Below are 26,368 nucleotides of genomic sequence, written 5' to 3'. Positions count from 1 at the left end.
CTTATTTTGGAGCTCTTCTAAGTAAATACAACCCTAAAAGACCAAAGAATATGGTGGGTAGCAATACGGCTAATAATGGAGATAAACCGCCTTTTGTAGAAAACATCTTAGCAAATTGATTAAAAACAATGTAGGCGAAACTCAAAATAATGCCTATTCCGAGTGGTAAACCTACGCCGCCACGCACTTTACGAGAGGATAGCGCTACGCCAATTAAGGTTAATATAAAAGCTGATAAAGGCTGAAACCATCGTTTATATTGTTCAAACAACAAATCGCTCATGATACCAGAGCCTCTAGTTCGTTCTTTTTTAATCTTATCTGATAATTCTTTTCCGCTCATGCTTTCGAAAACGTTCGAATAAACAGAAAAATCATCGGGTTTCATATCTAAAATAGTGTCTTTTTGTAAAGTAGACCCGTAAACCATTGATTCCTTAAGCCCATCTACATTTCTAACTGTATAATTGCTTAATTTCCATACTTTTTTAACGGAATCATACGCAATTTGATCAGCCACTAACTTTTTCTTAAGGATATCGCCATTAAATTTATCCAAAGAAAAACGATAGCCTATATTCGTTTTATTATCAAAACTTTCAATATAGATATAAGTATTCTTATCAATTTTCATGTGGATATTCGTCTTCGTATAGGCTTTATCCTTATCCACTACCTCGTTTTCAAACTTATTTTTAATCCTATTGGTATAAGGGAGGATGTATAAATTCGACAATAAATTAACAGAGAAAATGATAAATGCAGAGATAAAATAAGGTCTTAAAAAGCGATTAAAACTTACTCCTCCACTTAAAATAGGTACAATCTCAGTTTGATCGGCCATTTTAGCCGTAAAAAATATAACCGCAATAAAATTAATCAACGGCGACAGCATGTTTACATAAAACGGAATAGAACCCGCATAATATTGAGTAATGGTTTCCCAAATCGTCATATCCTTTTCCAAAAAATCATCCAATTTTTCAGAAAGATCAAATATCACAATGATAATTACAAACAAAACCAAGGTATACACAAATGTGCCTAAGTATTTGCCTATAATAAAGCTATCAATAATCTTTAACCGCTGCTTGATGTAATTCATTTACAATTTATTACCTAATATAGTCACCATTTTATTCTTCCAAGCGTAAAACTCTCCTGAAATGATTTTTTCTCGAGCTTCATTCACTAACCATAAATAAAAATGCAGATTATGGAGCGTAGCAATTTGTGAGCCCAGCATTTCTTTAGAGTGCATTAAGTGTCTTAAATAAGCCTTAGAATATACTTGATCTGCATGTAAATCACTTTCAGCATCAATTGGTGAAAAATCATTCGCCCATTTTTTGTTGGTAATGTTAATCATCCCGTTTCGGGTAAAAAGCATTCCGTTACGAGCATTTCTAGTTGGCATTACGCAATCAAACATATCTACACCAAGCGCAATATTCTCTAAAATATTAATTGGCGTACCAACACCCATTAAATATCTGGGCTTATCCGCAGGTAAAATATCGCATACAACTTCCGTCATTCCGTACATTTCTTCGGCTGGTTCACCAACAGATAAACCGCCAATTGCATTCCCTTCACGACCCATTGAAGCTATAAATTCAGCAGATTTTACACGTAAATCTTTATAAACTGAACCTTGTACAATAGGGAAAAGCGTTTGATCAAATCCATATTTCGGTTCAGTCGTATCAAAACGATGGCAGCAACGCTTTAACCATCTGTGAGTCATGTTAATAGAGTTGGCGGCGTACTTATAATCGCAAGGATATGGCGTACATTCATCGAAAGCCATAATAATATCTGCGCCAATTGTACGCTGAATATCCATTGCATATTCTGGTGTAAACAAATGTTTTGAACCATCTATATGTGAACGAAAAGTAACGCCTTCTTCTTTAATTTTACGCACTTTGCTTAAAGAATACACCTGATAACCACCGCTATCGGTTAAAATAGGTTTATCCCAGCCAATAAACTTATGTAAACCACCTGCTGGTTCTATAATATCTAACCCTGGTCTGAGGTATAAATGATAGGTGTTTCCTAAAATTATCTGCGCTTTAATGTCTTCTTTTAATTCTCTTTGGTGTACCGCTTTTACAGTTCCGGCAGTACCTACAGGCATAAAAATTGGTGTCTTAATATCGCCATGCGCAGTTGTAACTGTTCCTGCTCTGGCTTTTGATAATGGGTCGTTAGCCTGTAAAGTAAATTTCATATGTGTTATATCCTCTTCAAAAATCTGTCAAAAATAGCAAGAATAATCGTTATTCGTTTCTCGTTCCTCGTTGTTTATTGCACAGATGAAGACGAATAACGAACAACGAATGATGAATAACAAAAAATTATCAACATAAAGCCACATTACAGATTAAAAATGAGAGATTTGCTAGCTTTCAAAAATACATCGTGGAATTAAATTTATTAGAGATTTGCCTACTCGGCGCATTAGCTTTTTGCTTTCTTGTTCAGCTTTATTTTAGCTTGTTTGTTCATTTGAAATTGGCTTTGGTTAAGGTTGATTCTATTCCTGAAGAGGCTAAAAATCCCATTAGTGTGGTTATTTGTGCCCGTAATGAAGCAGAAAACTTAAAAACATATTTACCAACTATTCTTCAACAAGATTATCCAAATTTTGAGGTTATTGTAGTTAATGACCGTTCTTGGGATGGCACAGCCGACATTTTAAAAGAGTTTGCAAAGAAATATGAGAGGCTTAAAGTAGTTTCTGTTGCTGATGGAGAAAAATTTATTGCGGGTAAAAAATTTGCAGTAACAATGGGAATTAAGGCTGCAAGTTATGAATGGTTGGTTTTTACCGATGCAGATTGTGAACCAGCTTCGCCAAATTGGTTAATGGGTATGCAACAACCTGAAGATGAGACCATAGAAATAGTATTAGGTTATTCTCCATATTTTAAAAAACGAGGATTGTTAAATAGCTTAATTCGTTTCGAAACATTTTTTACCGCGGTAAATTATCTTTCATTTGCCCTAAAAGGAATGCCGTACATGGGCGTAGGTCGAAATATGGCGTACAAAAAATCACTATTCTTTAAAAGTAAAGGTTTTGCAGCGCACATGCATATCCCATCGGGGGATGATGATCTTTTCGTAAATGCAAATGCAAATAGGAGCAATACAAAAATCAGAATTAATAAAGAAACTCAAGTTTGGAGTGAGCCTAAAGCCACATTTATTGAGTATTTAAGACAAAAGAAAAGACATTTTGGTGCGGGTAAACTTTACAAATCGAAACATCAGTTTATACTTTCCTTGCAGATTATTGTTCAGTTTTTGTTTTATGTCTTTGGTATTGCATTGTTATGTTTTCCTGAAACTCTTTATATCGCTTTAGGTGTATTTGCATTAAGTATTTTCATTAGAAGTTTCATTTATCCTCGCTTATTAAAACGTTTAAATTATGGCGAATTAAGCTGGTGGTTTCCCATATTAGATATCATTTTATTTGTTTTTTTAGTGTTTAATGCCATTCTATCTATATTTGTTAAAAAAGTACAGTGGAAATAGTTGGTTCATTAGCTTATTGGTTCATTAGTTCATCTCATTATGTCTGAAATTAAACCTGATATCATTTTAAAATACTTTAAAGATTTAACAGCACAGCAAATTGCTCAGTTTGCGCAATTATACGATTTGTATAGTTTTTGGAATGCGCAAATCAATGTTATTTCTAGAAAAGATATTGATGAGTTATATGAACGCCATATTTTACATTCATTAGCTATTGCTAAATTTTGCAGCTTTAAAGCAGGTGAGAGGGTTTTAGATGTAGGTACTGGAGGTGGTTTTCCAGGTATTCCCTTAGCTATTTTATTTCCAGAAACTGATTTCCATTTGGTAGATTCTATTGGAAAAAAGATTAAAGTAGTTACAGAAGTTGCTGCAGCTTTAGGTTTGCAGAACGTAAAAGCAAGCCATTTAAGAGCAGAGCAAATAACCGATAAGTATAATTTTGTGGTTTCTAGGGCGGTTACTCGTTTAATAGATTTTTATCCATGGATACGTGGAAAGTTTGCCAAAGAAAATAAGAATGCCATATCAAATGGGATTCTCTATTTAAAAGGAGGTGATTTAACTGAAGAGATTAAAGAAAGTAAACTGAAAGCAGAGTTGTATCCGCTTTCAGCTTATTTTGAGGAGGAATTTTTTGATACTAAGTTTGTGGTTTATATACCACAATAGTTATTTAATAGTGATTTGTCCTCTTTTGTTGGCGAATGGTTTACCATCAATTTTCATAAAGTAAGTGTAAATTCCTGCGGGAATTTTTACACCATCATTTTTCTGATAATTCCCGGTTTTTCCATCCCAATTATCTGAATAATCAGTAGTGTTGTAAACAATTGCATTTTTGCTATTGTAAACTGTTAAAGTTTTTAGAGCAGCATCAGAATCTGGAATTTTCAATAAATCTCCAGCAGAACGATTTAACGTTAGTTTTCCATAAAACGGTGGAGCTCCAGTTAAGGCTGCTGAATATTTAATATTTGCTCCTGTAATTTCAACAGCTCCATTTTTCCCATCATTTCCATAAACTTTCATGGCTTGATTTACACTTAAGAAAGTTATGGTTTCTGTATTTGTAACACCCCAAAATTTACTATTGTCCTTTACAGCTTCTCCATTAATTACAATATATCTTTTATCAACCTCGATTGGGATATATGTTTTTCCATCGTGTTTATATGCATTTCTTGGATGAAAACTTGTTTGATTATCTGGCATCACAACAGGTGGAGGAAACTTAATTTGATCTGTTTTAGGTTTGTAACCTGGTGGAGGTGGCTCAACTGCAGGTGGTCTTTTCACATTTTTTCCATCAGGCTTTACAATTGGTGGAGGGAATTTAATTTGGTCTTGCTTAGGTGGAGGAGGTGGTAATGTTATTTGAGTAAAGTATTTAATATCTTTTCCCGTAATTTCAACTGCACCATATTGGCCATTTACACCATATTTAGCAATTGCCTCATTTTTGGCAAAATATTTTACATTATCAGCATTATAAACACCATAAAAGGTTGTGATGTCCTTTACTGCTTTTCCATTAATTAAAATATATTTTCGTTCACGCAAAACAGGTTTTCCTGTTGTTTTGTCTCTACCATATCGTACATAAAACTTATCCTTAGAATAAAGCATAACTATCGGTGGCGGAAATTTAACTTGATCTCTTTTAATGTTTTGAACCTTTGGATTTTGTTTTTTGATGTCTTTTACTGTTGGATTTTCTTGGACTGGCGCTACAGCTTTACTTTTCTCCGGAAGCAAATCTACATAACCATAATCTTTTGTAAATGCCATTGTAGAGGCACAAAGCATTGCTCCGACTAAGGGGAGCGCTAGCAGCAACCTGAGCCTAGCCCAGCCTGCCGTTCTTTTTTTGTTTAACATGTTAATTCTCCTTTTTAATATTGATTGATTGAAAATTTGATTTGTAAGAGGGGTGGGTACAATGCCAAAAGAGTTTTCGATGAGGAACATCGCATATTCGTGTTTTTGTAAACCAGAATTAGTGCTCAACTCATCAGCAATGTACTCGTGCAACAGTTTAATGTCTTTTTTAATGAAATAGATAATCGGATTGAACCAGCAAATCATCTGTAAAACTTCAAAGAATAAGATATCTAAACTATGTTTCTGTTTTATATGCACCATTTCGTGATTTAAAACAGTTTCTTTTTCTGCCAGATGCGGATGAATAAATAAAAGATTGAAAAATGAAAAAGCTGTTGTTTGTTCATTCAATTCTATTAGTGTAACATTTCCAGTCTTGGCTTTTTTAGCCTTTAACCAAATGCTAATTATTTTTGAAAGGCTAAAAATTAATTTGAGCGCAAAACAAAGTACGATAAACAGGTAAATAGGATAGAGGTAGTCTGTGAAATTGAATGTTTCTACTGCTGGGGTAGTAGTTGGTATTGCTGTAACAATTTCTTCACCATACGGTATTGGTGGTGGAAACAGAATGTTATTTATTATCGGTGTAGGTTTTAGAAAACCTAATTGTAGTATAGGTAATGTAAAAGCCGTTACACTACTTAACAGCAAAAAATAGCGATTGCTGTTATAAAATGTTTCGTTTTGCAAAAACAAACGGTAAAATCCGTAAAAAATAAGCAAGTACAGATTTGCTTCGAGCAAATAATATAACCAATCCATTATTTCTTGTTTTTAAGTTTTTCTGCCAATGCAATTAATTCATCAAGTTCTTCCATATCCATATTTTTTTCTTTCACTAAAAAGGATACTAAACTCTGATAGTTATTTTCAAAGTAATTATTCATCACCTTATCAAATGCAAAATGCTTGTATTGTTCTTCGCTAATAAGCGGAAAATAGATATGTGTATTGCCAATTGCGTTGTGCGAAATAAAACCTTTCCCTTCCAATACCCTAATTACAGTCGATACCGTATTATAGGCAGGTTTAAGAGGTTCCATTTTATCAATCACATCTTTAACCAAGCCTTCCTTCATTTCCCAAAGGATAAGCATTACCTGTTCTTCCGCTTTTGTTAACTCTCTCATTATTTATTTTCTTAAAGGTTAATTAAATTTACTACTATTTTTATAGTTAACAAACTATTTTTGTAGTTTAATTTTAAATAGCTGATTTATAGTTTATTAAAATTAAACTCTTTATAAATGATGTATTTGAATCTATTTTAGATTTAATGAGTTTAGTACATAAAATAGCCTTAAGTTTAATAAAAGGAGTAGGACCAATGTTCTCCAAAAATCTCCTAATTCACTTCGGAAGTGCAGAAGCAGTATTTAAAGCAACTAAAGAACAAATTTTAAAGATAGAAGGCATTGGAGAAATAAGAGCAAATGCTATTTTACATACCGATGCGATACAAAAAGCCGAAGAACATTTAAGTTTTATAGAGAAACATAAGATAGAGGTTCTGTTTTATGCGGATGATAATTATCCAAAAAGATTAAGAAATTGCTATGATGCGCCATTATTGCTCTATTATAAAGGCACTGCCAATTTAAATCACCATAGAATTGTAAGCATAGTTGGCACCAGAAACGCAACTAATTATGGTAAGCTACTTTGTAAACAATTGGTAGAAATTTTGCAGCCTTACGATGTAGTAATTATGAGTGGATTAGCTCATGGTATTGATGCAGCCGCCCATAAAGAAAGTTTAAACTTCGAAGTGCCAACCGTTGGTGTATTAGGGCATGGTTTGGATAGAATTTATCCGGCTGTACATAAAGAGTTGACCCAAAAAATGGTGCATAATGGTGGTTTGCTCACCGAATTTTTGCCAGGTACAAATCCAGATCGGGAGAATTTCCCGAAAAGAAATCGAATTATTGCTGGTATTTCTGATGTAACGGTAGTGGTTGAAGCATCTATAAAAGGTGGGGCTTTAATTACTGCAGAATTGGCCAATTCTTACAATAAAGATGTATATGCATTTCCAGGAAGAGTGAATGATGAATTTTCTGAGGGGTGTAATTTCTTAATTAAAACGAATAGGGCAGGATTAATTAATCACCCAAAAGATTTAATTTATTATTTAGGTTGGGATGATGAGCAGGCTACGAAAACTGAAGTTCAATCACAATTGCCATTTAATTTATCTAAAGATGAACAGCAAATCGTGAATATACTACGCGACAATCCAATTCATGTAGATGAACTAAGTTTAAAAACAAATCTCCCACAAAGTAAACTCGTTATTGCACTACTTACGTTAGAAATGCAGGGGATTTTAATTTCACTCCCTGGTAAAATATATAAGCTCGCCTAATTTTGTAGTATTTATAGTATACTTAATAGGTAGATTATAGAATAATATTCTTTGTAATTTTAAATTGCAGAATTTAGTTTTTAATAAATATTAATTTGTAAAATTCGTATTGCCATTTTGTACTTTTGTAACATGTGGTATAATAATATTCTCGAAACGATTGGTAATACACCATTAGTTAAATTAAATAACATTACTAAAGAAATTCCGGCTACGGTTTTAGCTAAAATTGAAACAACTAATCCTGGTAATTCGATTAAAGACCGCATGGCGGTAAAAATGATTGAAGATGCTGAGAAAAGCGGCAAATTAAGACCAGGCGGAACAATAATTGAAGGTACATCAGGTAATACAGGCATGGGTTTGGCAATGGCTGCCATCATTAAAGGTTACAAATGTATTTTTACCACAACAGATAAACAATCAAAAGAAAAAGTTGATGCTTTACGTGCATTTGGTGCCGAAGTAATTGTTTGTCCAACAAATGTTGAGCCCGAAGATCCTCGTTCTTATTATTCTGTTTCATCGCGTTTAGAGCGTGAAGTGCCAAATTCTTGGAAACCAAATCAATACGATAATTTATCAAATAGCCAGGCGCATTATGAACAAACAGGACCAGAAATTTGGAAACAAACAGAAGGTAAAATAACTCATTTGGTGGTTGGTGTAGGTACTGGAGGCACAATTTCTGGAACAGGAAAATACTTGAAAGAACAAAATCCAAATATTAAAGTTTGGGGAATTGACACCTATGGTTCAGTTTTTAAAAAGTATAAAGAAACTGGAATTTTAGATAAGGATGAGATTTATCCGTACATCACCGAAGGTATTGGAGAAGATTTTTTACCTCAAAATGTAAACTTCGATGTGATTGACCTTTTTGAAAAAGTAACAGATAAAGATGCTGCTTTAATGACTCGCGATATTGCTCGTAAAGAAGGGATTTTTGCAGGTAATTCTGCAGGTTCAGCGATTGCCGGTTTATTGCAGTTAAAAGATAAATTAAAGCCAGAAGATGTGGTTGTGGTTATATTCCATGATCATGGAAGTCGTTATATGGGCAAAATGTATAACGAAGATTGGTTGCGAGAACGTGGTTTCTTAAAAGATGAAAAGTTAACAGCTAGAACTATCATTGCTAAAAAAGAACTTTCAGAAATTGTAACGATAGATTGTGAAAAAACAATCCTTGAAGCAATTAACACCATGAATACGCTTAACATTTCGCAAATCCCAGTAACGCAAAAAGGGATGTTGGTAGGTAAATTGGCTGAAGGCGATATTTTAAAAGCATTGCTTGAAAATCCAAGTTTGAAATCTGCTCCTGTAAACGAAATCATGAGTGCAACTTTCCCATTTGTAGATTTAAATACGTCAATAGATAGAATTTCAACTTTAATTAATAAAGAAAATAGTGCTGTTTTAGTCGAATTAGAAGATGGTAAATTTGAAATTATTACGCAGTACGATATTATTAACGCGATAAGGGGATAGAGTTCTAAAACGTTCGTCATTGCGAGAAGCACAGCGACGAAGCAATCTTTCATGATTAGAAAGATTGCTTCGTCCCGATGAAAAATCGGAGACTCGCAATGACGATAAGCCATAAAAAAACGCCTGAGTAAATTGTTACCCAGGCGTTTTTATGTAATTGTTTTTTTAAATCCAAAACCTTTTAATGGCTTGGGCCAGAACCTTCTACGCGTTTAATTTGCGCACCTAAAGCACGTAAACGAATGTCTATATCTTGATAGCCACGCTCAATTTGCTCAATATTATAAATTGTTGATGTTCCTTCAGCAGATAAAGCGGCAATTAATAAGGAAACACCAGCACGAATATCTGGAGAAGTCATGCTAATTCCACGAAGCTGATATTTCTTATTAATCCCATTTACTGTAGCACGGTGTGGATCACATAAAATGATTTGCGCACCCATATCTATCAATTTATCTACAAAAAACAAACGACTTTCGAACATTTTCTGATGGATCAATACATTTCCTTTAGCTTGAGTAGCCACAACTAAAACAATACTCAATAAATCTGGAGTAAATCCCGGCCAAGGAGAATCGGCAATGGTTAAAATAGAACCATCAATAAAAGTATCTATTTCATAATGTTTTTGAGATGGAATGTAAATGTCATCGCCTCTGCGCTCTAGTTTAATTCCCAGTTTTTTGAAAACTTCAGGAATAACACCCAACTCATCATAACATACATTTTTGATAGTAATTTCAGACTCTGTCATGGCAGCCAAACCGATGAAAGAACCGATTTCAATCATATCTGGTAACATTCTATGTTCGGTTCCGCCTAATTTAGTAACGCCTTCAATAGTCAATAAATTAGAGCCAATACCAGATATTTTTGCGCCCATACGGTTAAGCATTTTACATAATTGCTGTAAATATGGCTCGCAAGCAGCATTATAAATCGTTGTAGTTCCTTTAGCCAAAACAGCAGCCATCACAATGTTTGCAGTTCCTGTCACCGATGCTTCATCTAATAAAATGTAAGCACCTCTTAAATTAGTCGCATCAACATTAAAAAATGCTTTTTTGCTATCGTAAACAAATTTTGCACCTAATTTTTCAAAGCCAATAAAGTGTGTATCTAAACGACGACGACCAATTTTATCACCACCTGGTTTAGGAATTGCAGCCTTGCCAAAACGAGCCAATAGTGGTCCAACAATCATGATAGAACCACGTAAACCGCCACCTTTAGCTTTAAAAACATCAGATTCGAAAAAATCTAGATTGATATCTTTAGCTTCAAAAGTATAGGTGTCTTTGTTGATACGTTCAACTAGTACCCCTAAATCTCCTAATAATTCAATCAGTTTGTTTACATCTTTAATATCTGGAATATTGCTAATGGTAATTTTTTGGTCGGTTAATAAAACAGCAGATAGAATTTGCAGTGCTTCATTTTTCGCCCCTTGCGGAGTGATTTCACCTTTTAATTTTTTGCCACCTATAATTTCGAATGCATTCATTTGGTTGTATTTATCTCGTTAATAATAACGATAGAATTGGATTAATGTCTTTGTTTAGGGTTATTATTTCTCTGTTGGCGCCCACCATTATTATTGTTGTTATTATTTTGGCGCCCTTTATTGTTGTTGTTTCGACCACGATTATTATTACTTGGTCTATTTACTTGAGGTCTAAACTCAACTTTTTGCAAGTTTACATTTTCGTCGAGTTCTAAATTACCTCCAGAAAGTTCACGCAAATTTTTAAAAATCACCTCATCAGAAACATTGTCTTTGTTCCATTGCACATAAGCCATTTTCATAAAGTTAGCAATGCCCTGTACCATAGCTGATTTACGTTCAGGATTTTCTTCCTCAATCGTTTTCTCAATCAGTTTTTCTACAGTTTTACCATAATGTTTATACCTAATTTTTTGTTGGGGATAACCAATATGTGCTGGCTTAAATTGCGCTGCTTCTGGATTCGGTTTTGGATATGGGCTATCTACATCAATCTTAAAATCAGATATGATGTGCAAATGATCCCATAATTTATGTTTAAAATCTGCAACATCACGCAGGTGCGGATTTAAAAAACCCATCAAATCTATTACTGCTTGTGCATATTTATTGCGTTCTTCTTTAGTCGGTAAATCTATAATGTACTTCACCATGTTTTGTACATTACGACCATACTCCGCCAAAATTAAGTCGCTACGAGTTGTATTATAATCGAAATTCATTGAATAAATTTAGTGTTGAAAATAGTTATTGTTGGGCACATTATGAAATAACCAAAACAAAAAATACGTGGTTGAAAAACCAGAGCGATATTTTAATAAGAAATTTTGGTTAAGAATTCATCGAAATGCTGAAGCCCTTAATGCTTCAAAGATATGTAATTAATTGTTAAAATCGAATCGAACCACAAAAGAAACAAAAGGTCACAAAATTAATAATACTAGTTTTTGTTTTCTATTGTGCCTTTTGTGGTTAATTACTTTTTAAATCTTTATTTAACAATTCTCAATTTCGCAAATTTCAATAACAACTGTTTATTACCCAATCCCTGAAAAAACACAGTCGCTTTCACATCTGGTAAAGTACCTTCTAAGTTTACAATTTTTCCAAAGCCAAATTTTTCATGCTCTACATCCATTCCATTTTGAAACTCATTTGATGCATTTGGAGCAAAACCAGGAGTTGGTACATGCGCTTTTGGTAAAATAGAAGTCGTTTTTGGTCTAATTGTAGTTGTGCTTGTTGTAGGTTTTGGAGTAAACTCACGTTGTTGACTCCAAGTTTTACGCTCACCATCAAAACTATTTTCTCCGAAATTACTTTTTGCAGGTTTTACAACCTCTAATTCTAAATAAGAAGGATTAATTTCATTAATAAAACGACTTGGTTCACAAGAAGTTAATGTTCCCCAACGGTAACGAGAAGTAGCGTATGTAATCGTTAATTTCTTCTCTGCCCGAGTAATGGCTACGTAAAATAACCTACGTTCTTCCTCTAAATCTGTCCTTGAAGTTAAAGACATTTGAGAAGGGAAGAGGTTTTCTTCCAATCCAACAATAAATACATTTTTAAACTCTAAACCTTTGGCAGAGTGAATGGTCATTAAGGAAACCGTATCTGCATCTTTGTTTTTATCGTTATCATCATTGGTCAGCAAAGCGATGTCTTGCATAAAAATCGCTAAACTTCTATCTTCAATATCTTCTCGCTCTGCAAATTCCTTAATCCCGTTCAATAATTCTTGTATATTTTCATAACGAGAACGACCTTCAACGCTATCATCAGTATGTAATTCCTTTAAAATTCCCGAATGTTGTGCAATATATAAAGCAGTTTCGTATGCATCTAATTTTTTAGATTCAGCTGCAAAACTTTGTATCATAACTGCAAAATCATTCAACTGATTTGCAATTCTGCCCTGAATATACTGCTGCGGATTGCAAATCACTTGCCACATCGTCACATCATGTTGGTCTGCTGCGGCTGATATTTTCTCTACGGTTGTATCACCTAAACCACGACGAGGATAGTTAATTACACGTTTTATTGCTTCTTCATCTGCCGGATTAAAAGTTAAACGGAAATACGCAATTAAATCTTTAATCTCCTTACGTTGATAAAATGACAAACCACCATAAATTTTATAGGGCACATTCAGTTTGCGCAAAGCTTCCTCCATTGCTCTACTTTGAGCATTGGTACGGTATAAAATAGCGAAATCATGGTATTTTAATCCGCTATTTGCTCGGTCTTGCACAATAGCTTCGGCAACTAATTTACCTTCTTCGTTATCAGAAAAAGCCCTCGAAACTTTAATTCTGTCGCCTTTTTCGTTATCAGAAAATACATTTTTCTCTAATTGATTTTTATTATTAGCGATAATGCTATTGGCAACTTCCACTATATTTTGCGTAGAACGATAATTTTGTTCCAATTTGTAAACTTTCAAATCAGGGTAATCGCGTTCAAAATTTAAAATATTCTGAATATTTGCCCCACGGAAAGCATAAATACTTTGTGCATCGTCACCAACTACACAAATGTTTTGATGCGCTGCAGCCAATTTTTTAACAATGGTGTATTGAGAAAAGTTAGTATCCTGATACTCATCAACCATTAAATACTTAAACTTATGTTGGTATTTATTTAAAACATCGGGATGGTTTTTCAGTAAAACATTAGTTTTAAACAACAAATCGTCAAAATCCATTGCGCCAGCTTTGTAACAACGTTTAGCATATGTTTCGTAAATCAACCCTAAAAGAGGACGTTTATTTCCAGCATCTTCAGCTTGAATTTGACTGTTTTCTAAATATTCTGATGCAGAAACCAAGTTGTTTTTAGCAGATGAAATTCGATTATAAACCACGTTTGCAGCATACAATTTATCATCTAATTGCATCTCTTTTAATATCGAACGAATTAAACTTTTGCTATCATCAGTATCGTAAATGGTAAAGTTGCTCGGATAACCGATTTTCTCGGCCTCTACACGTAAAATTTTTGCAAAAACAGAGTGGAAAGTCCCCATCCAAATGTTTTTAGCCTCACTACCAACCACTTTTCCAATACGCTCACGCATATCTTTACTGGCTTTGTTGGTAAATGTGAGTACTAAAATATTAAACGCATCAACGCCTTTTTCTATTAAATGCGCAACCCTGTACGTAATAACCCTCGTTTTGCCCGAACCTGCACCAGCAACAATCATTACTGGTCCTTGTGTGTTTTCTACTGCTGCTCTTTGTTGTGGGTTTAATCCTGCTAAATAATCCAAATCCGTTCCTTCTTTTGAAACTCAAAAATAAGAAATTTATGCGCTGTTATGAAAAGGTGTTGGTAAATAGATTGTGTATAATTGCACAGCGTATGGCCTTGATGTTTTTGGAAAACAAAGGTAGAAGTCTAATAGATAATTGAGGATTATTATCTATTAAGACTTAATCCTTTCACATCTCCATACTTTTGAAATAGAATTTGGAGTTCTTTAATAGTTGTAGTCATAAATGTTTGATCTGAACTGAACTCAAAATTTAAACAGTTGCTAAATTCGTGTTCAGTGAAAAAACCTTTTATAGAAACATGACCAGTAGCATGATCAAATGCAGCTAAAAATTCTAAATCTCCTTCGTAAGAGGCAAATTTAGCTGTTCCATCTAATCTTTCATTACAATTTTTAAGTTGATCAAAAAATAAATAAATTTCGCCAGTTGAGGTATACATGGTTGATTTCACCTCAAAACAACTTGATTTAATTGTTATTGATGCCTGTAAATCATATCCACCCAAATAACTAGTCGTTTCTGGAAAACCAAATACTTTTTCAAATGATAAAGAAATTAAACCACCCTCTCCTCTAATGATAAAACCTTCCATATTATAAATCTAGGAAAAATATTTTCGTATTATCGCCTTACATCCATTCCTCACTACCACTTTCTATTTGATACAACCAATAATTAACCAACTTTTTAATCTCGGTATAATTGCCGTATTTGAAATGGATAACGCCAGCAGCTGTATGTAAATTAACATGGCCAACATCTACGCCTTTGTGCCAAGGATATTGAAATGTGGTAATCGCTTGTATTTTATGTGGGAAAAGTAATGAATGATTAACATCCCATATACCACTTCTTTTAACGATAAACTCTTTGTTAACTGTTAATCGATGTCTTTTATAACTGATGAAAATCATCGGTATTGCCATTAAGAAATAGATTATGGCGGCTGGATAATAAGGTTTTAATGCTGGAATATATGCCCACAAAATCATAAATATCCCGACAGGAAATACAACTCTAAAAAAGATCGGCAAGTTTAAAAACCTCCAATTTGGAAGGAATGTTTTACCCTGTGCAGGAATTTCTCCCATTATCATTTTTATCAATTCATCTCTTTCTGTAGGATTACAACCAGGTATTTGCAAATTATTACTTTCCAAATCTTTCCCTTTTTTGGCTTCACCAGATGAAGCTTGTTTCAAATTCATATTCAGTAAGTTCATTTTCTTTTGAAAATAATTCTGACTATATGAAGTAATCTGAACCTTATTAGGACTTAACAATGTATTTTTCTTGGCGAAGAAACCATGAGATATTAACAGTGAATGTTTGTGTTTGCTAATATGAAAATCAAAGTATTTAACTAATGTTCTAATCACATTAATGGCAAGGATAAGAAACAGAAACACAGCGACTAAAATACCAATCGAAAAAAGCGTAAACAAGCTTTCAACAGCATTTTCTACCTGCCCTTTGTCCATATCAAAAGCTTTTAAAAACTCTTTAGCATTATGAAATACAGGATAAATAAAAGCTAATAACAATGCAATAGTACTACCATAATTGGAGGTTAAACCAACCTTAAATAAAGTGCCCAAACTAACTTTTAGAAAAGGAATATCTTCTTGAACGCTTGCAGTTTTTGGAGTAGAAGTTTCATTATTGGCAATACTTTTTCTACTTAGTAAATGCTCCCTTAAGCTATTAGCTATTTCTTCATCTATGGCTTTAATGCTAACTTCTTGCCCTTCAGAGCCAGCCGTATCTACTTTTAAACCATAAATCCCGATGATTTTTTGCAACAAGTTTTGGTTAATATTTACCTGCTGAATTTTATCTAATTGAACAGTTAACTGGGTTTTATTGAAAATGCCTTTATTAATGACGAATTCTTGTTTTTGTTCATCTAAAAAGAAAGTAAAATTTCGATAATTGAAATAAGAATAAACGAAAAGAATAATTAATAAACCTAATAATCCAAGTCCGATATAGGCCAGATATTGTTTATCCAATTTTGCAAAAGCAATAATTAAGGGGAAAATTAATGCCCTAATTAAATGTTGTAAAGTGTTGGCAGCCATCAAAATGATACCAAAGCCTGATTGTCTTTGTGGTTTACTGAAATCGTAATTCATTATTGATTTTCAGCTAAAGTTTCTATTTGATCTAGTTTTCTCAATAACATTTCTTTAATGCTTCTTGCTTTTTCAATCTCAATACCACCAATATGTAAATGACCAGACTGACCGCCAGCAGTAAATATTTGAAGTTTTCCTAATTTGAAAATTCTTGAGAAAATACCTTCATCTAATGCTACGTGCTGTATTCTGTTTAATGGAACTATGGTTGTTGTTTCAGCAATAATGCCACTTTTGTATATAATATCTTTTTCACGCAGGGCGAATCCTCTCTTTTTGAAACTAGCTCTATATAGCACAAAAATCAGGATTACAATGATTAAATAAGCGCCGATAATAAACAGACGTTGAGGTTTGACTTCATCATTAAATATCAAAAACAACGTTAAGCCTGCGCCAGTAAGAAATAAAAAAATGAAGATATTAATCAGGATTACTTTCCAATAATTGGGGTGAGGAGCAGTAAGCGTTATTTCTTGATAGTGTGGGAGCTTGTTTAAATCTATATTTTCGTTTGTAAATTCCTCCATAATGCCTGTTTAAATTTTGTTTAGCTAAATATAGGAGGAACAAAACTATTTAAACTAACGAATTACAATCATTTTTTTTGTGGCAGCGTATAAACCAGTGCTAGAAATTATTCTATAAATATAAACGCCAGGTGCTAATGATGATAAGTTTAGCTGAATAGTATGTTTTCCAGTATTTAAATACTCGTTAAGTACAGTTTGTATAGCTTTACCTTGCAGATTGTAAATTTTAAACTCTACTTTATCAGATTGAGGCATAATAATGTCTATAGAAGTTATATCTCTACCAGGGTTTGGATAGTTTTGAGTTACTGTAAACTGCAGGAATTTCTCAGCAATAATTTTATTAATCGTATCAAAAAGTACAAAACTTATTAATCTATTGCCACGAGCATTTGGGTGAATATCATCCTGATACAATGAAAAATCCCTACGTATAACCGCATTAATATCGGCCAAATAAATACCATACTCTATTACCAATTTCTTATAAATGTCGTTAATTAGCTTTATTTGTGTATTTACTCTTCTTAAACGAGGATCTTTACGATCATCAAAGTTTTGGAGTGTGCAAACAATAGGCACCAAGTTTTGGTTTAATGAGTGAACAATAAGTGCTCTCATATTAGTTTCTGTTTCTGAAATCTTTTGCTGGCCAGCTTCAATTCGTATGGCATCGTTAGCACCAATTAACAGCACAATAAAACCCGTTTTTCCAGCTATAGCATTGTCAATTCTCAATAAACCTTGTCCGGTAGTTTCTCCAGCGACTCCATATTTTTGAATATTGATCGTTTTACCAATATAACAGTTGATAAAATTGGTGGTTAAATATGATTGAAAATCAATCCCATTTACACCTTGAACGGTACTTGCGCCAAAAGTGACCACATTTACACTGTCTTTTGAAAAATATTGGGCAGACTCAGGGCAACTGGCTCCAGTAATTTGAGCAGCAGACCTAAAGAAAAAACCTAATATAAGTGCAAAAAATAGCGCTATCGCCCGAAATCCCATCCCTTAAAATATTATATAGCGCAAATTGTGAGTGTTAAAATACAAATATATGATTATTACAAATGCTTTATAGACTTGATTTACTTTTAGTTAAAAATGTTTAACCATTTTTTCATTTAATTGTTTTAATAATGCTTTTGCCTAAAAACCTATATTTGTTCAAAATATAAATGTTATGCAAGAAATCAAAAAATATGTTGAAGACAATAAACAACGCTTTTTAGATGAGTTGTTTGAATTGTTGCGTTTTCCATCGGTAAGTGCCGACCCCAAATATAAAGGTGATGTGTTAAAAACAGCTGATTTTGTAGCACAGAAATTAAAAGATGCTGGTGCTGATAAAGTTGAAATTTGCGAAACAGCAGGTTATCCGATAGTTTATGGAGAGAAAATTATTAATGCAAAGCTACCAACAGTTTTAATTTACGGACATTATGATGTGCAACCTGCAGATCCATTAGAATTATGGAAAACACCTCCTTTTGAGCCAACCGTACGTGATGGTAAAATTTACGCTCGTGGTGCTTGTGATGACAAAGGACAGTTTTATATGCATGTAAAAGCGTTCGAGTTAATGATGAAAACCAATACGTTGGCTTGTAACGTTAAGTTTATGATTGAAGGTGAAGAAGAAGTAGGTTCTGCAAACTTGGGTATTTTTGTGAAAGCCAACACAGAGCGATTAAAAGCTGATGTGGTTTTAATTTCTGATACATCAATGATTTCGATGGAAAATCCATCAATTGAAACTGGTTTGCGTGGTTTAGCCTACATGGAAGTAGAAGTTGTTGGTCCAAACCGCGATCTACACTCTGGGGTTTATGGTGGCGCAGTAGCAAATCCGGCAACTATTTTATGCAAAATGATTGCTTCTTTACACGATGAAAATAACCACATCACTATTCCTGCATTTTACGATAAAGTAGTAGAATTAACGGATGATGAGAAAAAAGCTTTAAACTCCGCTCCATTCGATTTAACTGAATACAAAGAGGATTTGGATATTAAAGCAGATTGGGGCGAAAAAGGATATAGCACTTTAGAGCGCACAGGAACTAGACCAACGTTAGAAGTAAACGGAATTTGGAGCGGTTATATTGGCGAAGGTGCTAAAACAGTTTTGCCAAGTAAAGCAAATGCAAAAATATCTATGCGTTTAGTGCCAAATCAAAATTCTGATGAAATTGCAGCTATTTTTACTAAACATTTCGAAAGTATTGCACCAGATTATGTGAAAGTAAAAGTTACTGCACATCACGGTGGCGAACCTGTAGTTACACCAACAGATAGCGTGGCTTATCGTGCTGCAGAAAAAGCAATCGAAGATAGTTTTGGTAAAAAGCCAATTCCAACCCGTGGCGGAGGAAGTATTCCTATTGTAGCTTTATTTGAAGATGTTTTAGGTATTAAATCGGTATTGTTTGGCTTTGGTTTAGATAGTGATGCTTTGCACTCGCCAAATGAAAAATACGATATTTATAACTACTACAAAGGCATTGAAACGTTGCCATTATTTCATAAATACTACGCTGAATTAAGCAAGTAAAACATTTACCATATAAGGAATGTAAGAAAATATAAGCCATCATACTTAAATGAACTTATATTTCTTATATGGTTTAAAAATAAAATGCCAGTCAAGAAAAGAAAACCTTCTCGAAAAAAAAGCAAAGGCTTATCGTTACAGCTAAAATTTGCTATTGCTGGTATTTTGTTAGTGCTATTATCTCCATTTTATTATGGCTACGTAGTAAAAATTGCTACCTCAACGTGGTTTTGGTTACGCCATCCGGGCGAAGATAAAAACTACCGAACCTACGAAAGTTTCAATATCAAAATTCCGAAGAAATATACCGTTCATGGTATTGATGTTTCTTATTATCAAGGAAAAATAGATTGGCAAAAGGTAAAAGCAATGAAGGAAGATGATGTACATGTTACTTTCGCTTTTATTAAAGCAACTGAAGGAATTTTAAATGTAGATCCATATTTTCAGCGAAACTGGCGTGAAGCACCAAAGGCAGGAGTAAAAGTAGGAGCGTATCACTTTTTTAGACCAAAAAGATCGGGTTTGTGGCAAGCCAACTTTTTCTTGCAAACTGCTAATTTTGAAAAAGGAGATTTACCTCCAGTTGTTGATATAGAAAGTTTAGATGGTGTTTCTCCAGAAAAGATGCGCAAAGAGTTAAATGCTTTCATCATTCAAATTGAAGAAAAAACAAAAGTTAAGCCCATCATTTATTCTGGACTTAAATTCTATCAAGATAATTTAATGGGTTTTTACGATGATTATCCTTTTTGGGTAGCACATTATCATCAGCCTAAGCTAAAACTGCCTACAAATACTTGGAAATTCTGGCAACATTCTGATAAAGCCAGTATTAATGGAATTAATCACATTGTGGATTTTAATGCCTTTAATGGAGATAGTTTAGCGTTTACAAAAATTTTAATCCAATAAAAAAGCCTACCAAAATTTGATAGGCTTTTTAAATTTTCACTATTTCTTAGCCTCTGCTAGCTACATATACTGTAGATTTCATTTCAGTTTTTTTAGATTGAAATCTGTTTAAACTGATTCTAGAAGATTTATCCATGTCAATAGTATATGAATCTGTTGATCCTTTTAAATCTAATTTCGATGATCCTGTAATGGTGGTATATAAATTTTCAGTTTTTGCATTCAATTGCACATATGCATTATCTGATAAGAAAACCTGAAGATATTTGAAAGTTAATGCATTGTTTGTTAGTATAGAGGCATTTTCTGAAGCTTCTATTCTATAAATGTCATCAACATAAAGCGTAATTTTTCCAGTTTGATTTTTGTTTTTTGAACTTACGCAGATCGAATTGCCTATTTTTTTTACTAAAACGTCTTCATTTCCTTCATTTGTGAATAAAACATTAGACTTTGAATTCTGAACAATGGTTACTTCTACGTTTCCGCTAACTTTTAATTTATTAATGGAAGAAATTTTTACAGCACTTGCTGAAATAGAGGTTTCGTTTACTGGAGTGTTTGCGTAAACACTTGCTGATGAGATTGTTGCTAATGCGATTAAGCCAGTAGCGCAAAGGGTTTTGATTGAAGTTTTCATGATTTCTATAATTTGTTTGTGTTTTGTAGATAAGACGACCACAATCAAAAAAAGTTGCATGCTACTAAGCGTTATTATACGAAAACTTCGTAATTATCGACGAACGGGTTTTTAAGTTCGATGAAAAATTAATTACAGATAAAAAGGATGAACACAGATCCTGTTAATAAGATAATTTTACAGTATAAAAATCTGTGTTTATCTGTGCGAATCTGTGGCTAAAAAAATTAAACCACCCAATTTTCACAAGTTTTCAAAAACTCTTCATCAGCATCTGCGCCAATACCAATGGTTTCTGGAACAGATAGAAAATAACCATCGTAAGTTAACCCGCCAATAACTGGATCAACCAAATGACCTAGTAAACAGGTGTCTAAATCAAAAAATACCACATTTGGACTGGCCAAAGCAAAATGTAAATTTGCGCTTAACGCAATTCTACTTTCCAACATACTTCCAATCATACATTTTACGCCATGTTGCAAAGCTTCTTCATGTATTTTCTGTGCTTCTAAAATCCCTCCAGATTTAGCAAATTTAATATTCAAGTACTCGCAAGCCTTGCTATTAATCAGTTTTCGAGCATCATGATGATTATAACAGCTTTCATCGGCCATTAATTTAATAGGAGAGTTTAACGCCAATTCAGGTAATTTATCATCAAACCAAGTACGCATTGGCTGTTCACAAAACTCAATATTTACAGATTCTAATTCGCCCAAAGCAAAAAGCGCATCATCAAAACTCCAACCTTGATTCGCATCTAAACGTAAAATCATTTCATCACCTACGGCAGCTCTTATTTGTTTTACGCGTTCAATATCTTCATTTACTTTTTTACCCAACTTGATTTTAATAATTCTACATCCATTTTTTTGATATTCAATCGCTTTGCCTGCCATTCCTTCTGGAGTATCAATACCAATCGTCATATCAGTTTCAATGGTTCTTTTATGCCCGCCTAAAAATTGATATAAAGGTTGTTTCGCATTTTTAGCAGCGATATCAAACAAAGCCATATCAAAAGCACTTTTTATAGTTGCATTATGATCGGCATACGCCAGTAAATCTTGCATTCGTTCAGGTATTTCCAACGGATTTTTCCCTTTCCAAATCTGTGCGAAATCTTTAGCCATTGCCAAACACGTTTCTTGGGTTTCGCCAACTATCATCGGAAAAGCTGAGCATTCGCCAACACCATAAATACCCGAATCAGTATAAATTCTGATGAACACATTTTGTGCAAAATGCATAGTACCAGTTGCAATTACAAAAGGTTCCATTGGGATGCTAAAACGATAAATTTCGGTATGCGTGATTTTCATTTTACAAGATATGAGACAGTAGATATGAGATTTGAGAATACTAAAGTAAAAAACAATAATTAATCCCAATAGGTAAATAGATAATTTATAATTTTACAAGAGCGAGAAACTATGTCTCAAATCTCATATCTCAATACTCAAATCTATTATGCAACAACCCAACAATCTTATCCACGCTTCTTCTCCTTATTTATTGCAACACGCTTATAACCCTGTCGAATGGCATGAATGGGGAGTTGATGCATTAGAAAAAGCAAAGCGAGAAAATAAATTGATTCTGGTAAGTATTGGCTATTCGGCTTGCCATTGGTGTCATGTAATGGAACACGAAAGTTTTGAAAATCATGAAGTTGCCGAAGTAATGAACCAAAATTTTGTTTGCATAAAAGTAGATAGAGAGGAGCGACCAGACATAGATCAAATTTATATGTTGGCTGTACAATTAATGAATGGAAATGGCGGCTGGCCACTAAATGCCATTTGTTTGCCAGATCAGCGACCGATTTATGGGGGCACTTATTTTAGAAAAAACGACTGGATTAATATTTTAGAAAATGTATCAGACCTCTGGAAAAATGAACCTGATAAAGCTAAAAATTATGCAGAGCGATTAACAGATGGTATTCAACAATCAGAGAAAATAATTCCTTCCACAGAAGAAGTTGTATTTGATAAATCGCATTTAGCGGAAATAATTGAACCTTGGAAACGTCATTTTGATATCACAGAAGGCGGATATAATAGAGCGCCAAAATTTCCTTTACCAAATAATTGGAGCTTTTTACTTCGATATAGTTTTTTAACTCCAGATGAAGCTTCGTTTACTGCAGTTTGTACCACGCTTGAAAGCATGGCAATGGGCGGGATTTATGATCAAATAGGAGGAGGGTTTGCTCGATATTCTGTTGATGATAAATGGCATGTTCCTCATTTCGAGAAAATGTTGTACGATAATGCACAGCTAATTAGCTTATATACAGAAGCATACCAATGTTTGAAGTTCGAGCCGTTTAAACAAGTGATAGTAGAATCTATTGATTGGGTTTTTAGAGAAATGAGTGCAGAAAATGGTTTGTTTTATTCTGCTTTAGATGCGGATAGCGAAGGTGTTGAGGGAAAATTTTATGTATGGGATAAATCAGTTTTTGATGAGATTGTAGGAGAAGATGCCGAATTAATTGGCGATTATTTTAATGTAACCGAAGAAGGGAATTGGGAGGAAGAACAAACCAATATTTTAAGGAGAACGATCAATGATGAAGATTTTCTAGCCAAACATCAGCTAGATGCGGAAACGCTTTACGATAAAATAGCCTTGGCAAAAGCTAAATTATTAGATGAGCGAAGTAAAAGAATACGACCAAGTTTAGACGATAAATGCTTAACTGCTTGGAATGCGATGATGATTAAAGCATTGGCAGATGCATCGCAAGTTTTAGATTATGAATTATATTACGCCAGAGCAAAAAAAGCAGCAGAATTCATTTTAAAAAATATGGCTACACAAGATGGAGGATTATATCGTAATTACAAGAATGAAAAAGCATCAATTCCTGGATTTTTAGATGATTATGCATTTATGATTGAAGCTTTAATTGCATTGTACGAAGTAGATTTCGATGAAAATTGGTTAGCAAAAGCAAAAGACTTAACTAATTACGTTTTGTTAAATTTTAAGGATGAAGAAAACGATATGTTCTTTTATACTGCTGGTAATGGCGAAAAATTAATTGCTCGTAAACATGAAGTGATGGATAACGTGATACCAGCATCGAACTCTGTTATGGCGCAAAATCTTCAAAAACTAGGTTTGTTTTTTGATGAGGAAAGTTACCGTGAAAAGGCATCAGCTATGCTAAAATCGGTTTTACCTAGAATTAAAGCTTACGGTTCGGCGTATTCAAACTGGTGTATTCAATTATTAAATGAAGTGTATGGTATAAATGAAATTGCAGTTGTAGGTTTTGATGTGCAAGAAGTTAAAAATGAGCTAAATAACTTCTATATCCCTAATAAAATAACATTAGGAGGAATGAAAAGCGAACTCCCTTTGCTGAAGGATAAGCAAAGCCACGAAACAAAAATTTATATATGCCGAAATAAAACTTGTCAATTGCCGGTACAAACTGTTGCTGAGGCATTAAATAAAATACAGTAATTTTTTTGAATTTTTAAGCTGAAATATTATTAAGTACTTAGTTTTGAATGTACTCATTGATGAGGCAATTTCTTAATGCAAGTTCAACAATGTGATATGGATTGGGTTTGGAAAATGGCTGTTCAGTAGATTGATTATTAACCGTCATATTGTTGCCAACTGCTTTCGTAAAAGTAAATGAGGTATAATCATACATTAGACTTTCATTAACTCTGTATTCTAAAAAGATTATTTTGTCAAATTCATTTTTTATTGAAACAAAATAACTTTTATCATTATTATGTCTATAATTCATATCTTCCAAGTTTTCAATAAAAAAAGGTATTGAATAACTTATTAATAACATTTCCCAATTTAATGACTTATAATTTGACTTTACTTCATAATTAGAATCGTATTGATGAGATAAAGTATGAACTGAGTTTATTAAATCCTCAATTCTTGGAAAAAATTGCTGCATCAAATAACACATTACTAACAGTGGAAATTTTGTTGGTGAGAATTCACGATGTCCAATCCTAATACTCTTACTAGGTAAAGCGTAAGCTTTAAATTTCTGAAAATTCCTAGCTCTTAACAAGTCATTATCAATCATTTTGTTGCTAAGACTTTTCATAGTATGAAAGAAGTCACTACTTAATCCAAATAGTGTTTCTTGTATATTATTGTTAAAAGTTTTCTCAGTTGTGTTCTCTAAATTTTTTGTTAGATATATACTGACTTTTTCCTTTAAAAAAGACCGATGATTAAAGAAGAATGGTTTATGGGAGTAAAATTTATCAATATAGCCATCAAAACTTGAATTTAGACCATATCTATGGTGAAACATAAATTCTAGATTGTTTAAGTCACAAACAAATATAATCTTGTCAAACCCAAACTTATTAATGTCTTTTCGGCTGTCATGATGAGCTGTGAAAATATTGAATAATCTAAAAATTTGCTCTGGGTCTAAACGGTCTAAGTCATCTATAATTAAAACGAATTTTTTCCCTCTCTTTTTACTTTTAATTCTGGTTAAGAAGTTGTTAATTAATAATGTTATCTCATCATTTTCTCGGATTGAACCTTTTTTATTTTCAAAACCCTCCATATAAGACAATAATAGGCTCTTTTCATCACCACTTAGTTCCTTTTTGTAATTATGAAATTGTGATGCAATGTTTTTTGAGGCCTCAAGTACACCTAGTATTTGTTCTGCATCAATGAAACTGCTTTTTATTATTGATTTAACCAGTGGCATTAAGTCTATCTTATTTGCCAAAAAACTTTGTGCTATTAATAGATTGGAGAAATCTTCTATTTTTAAATCTAAAACCTTCGCATACTTTTCAAATAGCGAATCAATGATGTCATATTTAATTATCTCGAAAATATCTTCATTTGAACTGACAGAATAATCCACAGGATATAACGTTATGTCAAGATAGTCTTTATTTCGTCTAAAATATTCTGTCAGAAAGAAGGATTTTCCAGAACCAAATGAAGCGGTAAATAATATACGTTTATTATCAGTTTGTTTGAGGTGTTCTGTAAACTCAATTTCAACTGAGGAATTATCGATTAGAATTTCATTCATTCCTAAAGATATTGAAAAGTTACAGATTTATTTTGATCATTATAACTAAATAATTAAGTATCTTATTTACTAATAGAGGGTCATCTGTCTAAATTTGGGTAGATTGCGCTATGTTAGAAAAAGAAGAAGGCATTATTGCAAAGAGAAAATCTTTAGTTAAAGAAATAGCTAAGCTGAAAAAAGCTTATTCTGCAATTAGAGATAAAACTGAAAAGCATATTGCTGTGGCTAAAATCGCTGAAAAGCAAAAAGAATTGGCACAAATTCGAGAAGAGTTTATTGATGAACAAATCAAAAACAGAAAATAAGCAATTCATAAAACTTCCACGTGTTGCTTATTGGGAATTTAAACATTTTTTTTGCAACAATTAAACACCTTTTTTGTTAACCTAATAATTAGATTATCTTTGCGCAACATTTATTAAAAG

At 33.2% G+C, this 26,368-nt stretch carries 22 protein-coding genes; 8 read left to right on the top strand and 14 right to left on the bottom strand.

Going from position 1 to position 26,368, the window contains the following annotated elements; all coding sequences use genetic code 11:
- Position 1 precedes the first annotated feature (1 nt).
- Positions 2 to 1,105, bottom strand: coding sequence for an LptF/LptG family permease (locus GM921_RS07660; RefSeq protein ID WP_182922005.1), 1,104 nt, complete (start codon positions 1,103 to 1,105; stop codon positions 2 to 4).
- Complete coding sequence (tgt, locus tag GM921_RS07655; RefSeq protein ID WP_182922004.1) at positions 1,106 to 2,236, bottom strand: tRNA guanosine(34) transglycosylase Tgt; 1,131 nt, start codon at positions 2,234 to 2,236, stop codon at positions 1,106 to 1,108.
- A 191-nt stretch (positions 2,237 to 2,427) separates the two neighbouring features.
- Here tgt and GM921_RS07650 point away from each other — a divergent pair, with 191 nt between their 5' ends.
- Complete coding sequence (locus GM921_RS07650) at positions 2,428 to 3,549, top strand: glycosyltransferase (RefSeq protein ID WP_182922003.1); 1,122 nt, start codon at positions 2,428 to 2,430, stop codon at positions 3,547 to 3,549.
- Between the two features lie 39 nt (positions 3,550 to 3,588).
- The gene (rsmG, locus tag GM921_RS07645; protein ID WP_182922002.1) at positions 3,589 to 4,224 is read left to right on the top strand and encodes a 16S rRNA (guanine(527)-N(7))-methyltransferase RsmG; all 636 of its coding nucleotides are present in this window, start codon (positions 3,589 to 3,591) and stop codon (positions 4,222 to 4,224) included.
- Here the strand turns inward: rsmG and GM921_RS07640 are convergent, their stop codons facing one another.
- Positions 4,225 to 6,201: a M56 family metallopeptidase gene (locus tag GM921_RS07640; RefSeq protein WP_182922001.1), complete on the bottom strand. Its 1,977-nt coding sequence runs from the start codon at positions 6,199 to 6,201 to the stop codon at positions 4,225 to 4,227.
- Positions 6,201 to 6,569 carry a BlaI/MecI/CopY family transcriptional regulator gene (locus GM921_RS07635; protein ID WP_182922000.1) on the bottom strand — a complete coding sequence of 123 codons (369 nt, stop codon included), beginning with the start codon at positions 6,567 to 6,569 and terminating at the stop codon, positions 6,201 to 6,203. The genes GM921_RS07640 and GM921_RS07635 overlap by 1 nt, the downstream gene beginning before the upstream one ends.
- A 146-nt stretch (positions 6,570 to 6,715) precedes the next feature.
- On the opposite strand from GM921_RS07635, the gene dprA reads away from it, so the two are divergent.
- Complete coding sequence (dprA, locus tag GM921_RS07630; protein ID WP_182921999.1) at positions 6,716 to 7,807, top strand: DNA-processing protein DprA; 1,092 nt, start codon at positions 6,716 to 6,718, stop codon at positions 7,805 to 7,807.
- A gap of 132 nt (positions 7,808 to 7,939) precedes the next feature.
- Positions 7,940 to 9,301 (top strand): pyridoxal-phosphate dependent enzyme, encoded by a 1,362-nt coding sequence (locus GM921_RS07625; RefSeq protein ID WP_182921998.1) that lies wholly within the window; start codon positions 7,940 to 7,942, stop codon positions 9,299 to 9,301.
- A gap of 181 nt (positions 9,302 to 9,482) precedes the next feature.
- On the opposite strand, the gene murA is transcribed toward GM921_RS07625, so the two are convergent.
- From murA to GM921_RS07590, 7 genes are all read right to left on the bottom strand, one after another.
- A complete protein-coding gene (gene murA / locus GM921_RS07620) occupies positions 9,483 to 10,808 on the bottom strand; it encodes a UDP-N-acetylglucosamine 1-carboxyvinyltransferase (protein WP_182921997.1) in 1,326 nt (441 codons plus the stop codon).
- Positions 10,809 to 10,849: 41 nt separating this feature from the next.
- On the bottom strand, positions 10,850 to 11,530 hold the full coding sequence (locus tag GM921_RS07615; protein WP_182921996.1) for a DUF4290 domain-containing protein: 681 nt from the start codon (positions 11,528 to 11,530) through the stop codon (positions 10,850 to 10,852).
- Between the two features lie 269 nt (positions 11,531 to 11,799).
- Positions 11,800 to 14,085: an ATP-dependent helicase gene (locus GM921_RS07610; RefSeq protein ID WP_182921995.1), complete on the bottom strand. Its 2,286-nt coding sequence runs from the start codon at positions 14,083 to 14,085 to the stop codon at positions 11,800 to 11,802.
- Between the two features lie 149 nt (positions 14,086 to 14,234).
- Complete coding sequence (locus tag GM921_RS07605; protein WP_182921994.1) at positions 14,235 to 14,684, bottom strand: WapI family immunity protein; 450 nt, start codon at positions 14,682 to 14,684, stop codon at positions 14,235 to 14,237.
- Positions 14,685 to 14,721: 37 nt separating this feature from the next.
- Positions 14,722 to 16,227 carry a PH domain-containing protein gene (locus GM921_RS07600; protein ID WP_182921993.1) on the bottom strand — a complete coding sequence of 502 codons (1,506 nt, stop codon included), beginning with the start codon at positions 16,225 to 16,227 and terminating at the stop codon, positions 14,722 to 14,724.
- Positions 16,227 to 16,760, bottom strand: coding sequence for a PH domain-containing protein (locus GM921_RS07595; RefSeq protein WP_182921992.1), 534 nt, complete (start codon positions 16,758 to 16,760; stop codon positions 16,227 to 16,229). Before GM921_RS07595 ends, GM921_RS07600 begins: the two co-directional genes overlap by 1 nt.
- Before the next feature lie 54 nt (positions 16,761 to 16,814).
- A complete protein-coding gene (locus tag GM921_RS07590) occupies positions 16,815 to 17,777 on the bottom strand; it encodes a GDSL-type esterase/lipase family protein (protein ID WP_182921991.1) in 963 nt (320 codons plus the stop codon).
- A 175-nt stretch (positions 17,778 to 17,952) separates the two neighbouring features.
- Between GM921_RS07590 and GM921_RS07585 the strand changes: the two genes are divergently transcribed.
- Both GM921_RS07585 and GM921_RS07580 read left to right on the top strand, forming a co-directional pair.
- The gene (locus tag GM921_RS07585; RefSeq protein ID WP_182921990.1) at positions 17,953 to 19,323 is read left to right on the top strand and encodes a dipeptidase; all 1,371 of its coding nucleotides are present in this window, start codon (positions 17,953 to 17,955) and stop codon (positions 19,321 to 19,323) included.
- Between the two features lie 84 nt (positions 19,324 to 19,407).
- The gene (locus GM921_RS07580) at positions 19,408 to 20,238 is read left to right on the top strand and encodes a glycoside hydrolase family 25 protein (protein ID WP_182921989.1); all 831 of its coding nucleotides are present in this window, start codon (positions 19,408 to 19,410) and stop codon (positions 20,236 to 20,238) included.
- A 46-nt stretch (positions 20,239 to 20,284) separates the two neighbouring features.
- On the opposite strand, the gene GM921_RS07575 is transcribed toward GM921_RS07580, so the two are convergent.
- Entirely contained in the window at positions 20,285 to 20,878 is a 594-nt protein-coding gene (locus GM921_RS07575; protein WP_182921988.1) for a GIN domain-containing protein, read from the bottom strand.
- A gap of 227 nt (positions 20,879 to 21,105) precedes the next feature.
- Positions 21,106 to 22,203 (bottom strand): mandelate racemase/muconate lactonizing enzyme family protein, encoded by a 1,098-nt coding sequence (locus GM921_RS07570; protein ID WP_182921987.1) that lies wholly within the window; start codon positions 22,201 to 22,203, stop codon positions 21,106 to 21,108.
- A 148-nt stretch (positions 22,204 to 22,351) separates the two neighbouring features.
- Between GM921_RS07570 and GM921_RS07565 the strand changes: the two genes are divergently transcribed.
- The gene (locus GM921_RS07565) at positions 22,352 to 24,361 is read left to right on the top strand and encodes a thioredoxin domain-containing protein (protein ID WP_182921986.1); all 2,010 of its coding nucleotides are present in this window, start codon (positions 22,352 to 22,354) and stop codon (positions 24,359 to 24,361) included.
- 37 nt (positions 24,362 to 24,398) lie between these two features.
- Here GM921_RS07565 and GM921_RS07560 read toward each other — a convergent pair whose 3' ends face one another.
- Complete coding sequence (locus GM921_RS07560) at positions 24,399 to 25,940, bottom strand: P-loop NTPase fold protein (RefSeq protein WP_182921985.1); 1,542 nt, start codon at positions 25,938 to 25,940, stop codon at positions 24,399 to 24,401.
- Positions 25,941 to 26,050: 110 nt separating this feature from the next.
- Here GM921_RS07560 and GM921_RS07555 point away from each other — a divergent pair, with 110 nt between their 5' ends.
- A complete protein-coding gene (locus GM921_RS07555; RefSeq protein WP_182921984.1) occupies positions 26,051 to 26,248 on the top strand; it encodes a hypothetical protein in 198 nt (65 codons plus the stop codon).
- The last annotated feature ends 120 nt before the right edge of the window (positions 26,249 to 26,368 follow it).

Source organism: Pedobacter planticolens (genome assembly GCF_014172375.1).
In the GTDB taxonomy this organism is placed as follows: domain Bacteria; phylum Bacteroidota; class Bacteroidia; order Sphingobacteriales; family Sphingobacteriaceae; genus Pedobacter; species Pedobacter planticolens.
This window is presented reverse-complemented; position numbering and strand designations above follow the sequence as displayed.

Coding starts and splice junctions, on each gene's coding strand:
- dprA (WP_182921999.1), top strand. CDS start 6,716: ATGAGTTTAGTACATAAAATAGCCTTAAGTTTAATAAAAGGAGTAGGA.
- GM921_RS07640 (WP_182922001.1), bottom strand. CDS start 6,201: ATGGATTGGTTATATTATTTGCTCGAAGCAAATCTGTACTTGCTTATT.
- tgt (WP_182922004.1), bottom strand. CDS start 2,236: ATGAAATTTACTTTACAGGCTAACGACCCATTATCAAAAGCCAGAGCA.
- GM921_RS07625 (WP_182921998.1), top strand. CDS start 7,940: ATGTGGTATAATAATATTCTCGAAACGATTGGTAATACACCATTAGTT.
- GM921_RS07605 (WP_182921994.1), bottom strand. CDS start 14,684: ATGGAAGGTTTTATCATTAGAGGAGAGGGTGGTTTAATTTCTTTATCA.
- GM921_RS07580 (WP_182921989.1), top strand. CDS start 19,408: ATGCCAGTCAAGAAAAGAAAACCTTCTCGAAAAAAAAGCAAAGGCTTA.
- GM921_RS07570 (WP_182921987.1), bottom strand. CDS start 22,203: ATGAAAATCACGCATACCGAAATTTATCGTTTTAGCATCCCAATGGAA.
- GM921_RS07660 (WP_182922005.1), bottom strand. CDS start 1,105: ATGAATTACATCAAGCAGCGGTTAAAGATTATTGATAGCTTTATTATA.
- rsmG (WP_182922002.1), top strand. CDS start 3,589: ATGTCTGAAATTAAACCTGATATCATTTTAAAATACTTTAAAGATTTA.
- GM921_RS07585 (WP_182921990.1), top strand. CDS start 17,953: ATGCAAGAAATCAAAAAATATGTTGAAGACAATAAACAACGCTTTTTA.
- GM921_RS07635 (WP_182922000.1), bottom strand. CDS start 6,569: ATGAGAGAGTTAACAAAAGCGGAAGAACAGGTAATGCTTATCCTTTGG.
- murA (WP_182921997.1), bottom strand. CDS start 10,808: ATGAATGCATTCGAAATTATAGGTGGCAAAAAATTAAAAGGTGAAATC.
- GM921_RS07575 (WP_182921988.1), bottom strand. CDS start 20,878: ATGAAAACTTCAATCAAAACCCTTTGCGCTACTGGCTTAATCGCATTA.
- GM921_RS07615 (WP_182921996.1), bottom strand. CDS start 11,530: ATGAATTTCGATTATAATACAACTCGTAGCGACTTAATTTTGGCGGAG.
- GM921_RS07595 (WP_182921992.1), bottom strand. CDS start 16,760: ATGGAGGAATTTACAAACGAAAATATAGATTTAAACAAGCTCCCACAC.
- GM921_RS07600 (WP_182921993.1), bottom strand. CDS start 16,227: ATGAATTACGATTTCAGTAAACCACAAAGACAATCAGGCTTTGGTATC.
- GM921_RS07590 (WP_182921991.1), bottom strand. CDS start 17,777: ATGGGATTTCGGGCGATAGCGCTATTTTTTGCACTTATATTAGGTTTT.
- GM921_RS07565 (WP_182921986.1), top strand. CDS start 22,352: ATGCAACAACCCAACAATCTTATCCACGCTTCTTCTCCTTATTTATTG.
- GM921_RS07560 (WP_182921985.1), bottom strand. CDS start 25,940: ATGAATGAAATTCTAATCGATAATTCCTCAGTTGAAATTGAGTTTACA.
- GM921_RS07555 (WP_182921984.1), top strand. CDS start 26,051: ATGTTAGAAAAAGAAGAAGGCATTATTGCAAAGAGAAAATCTTTAGTT.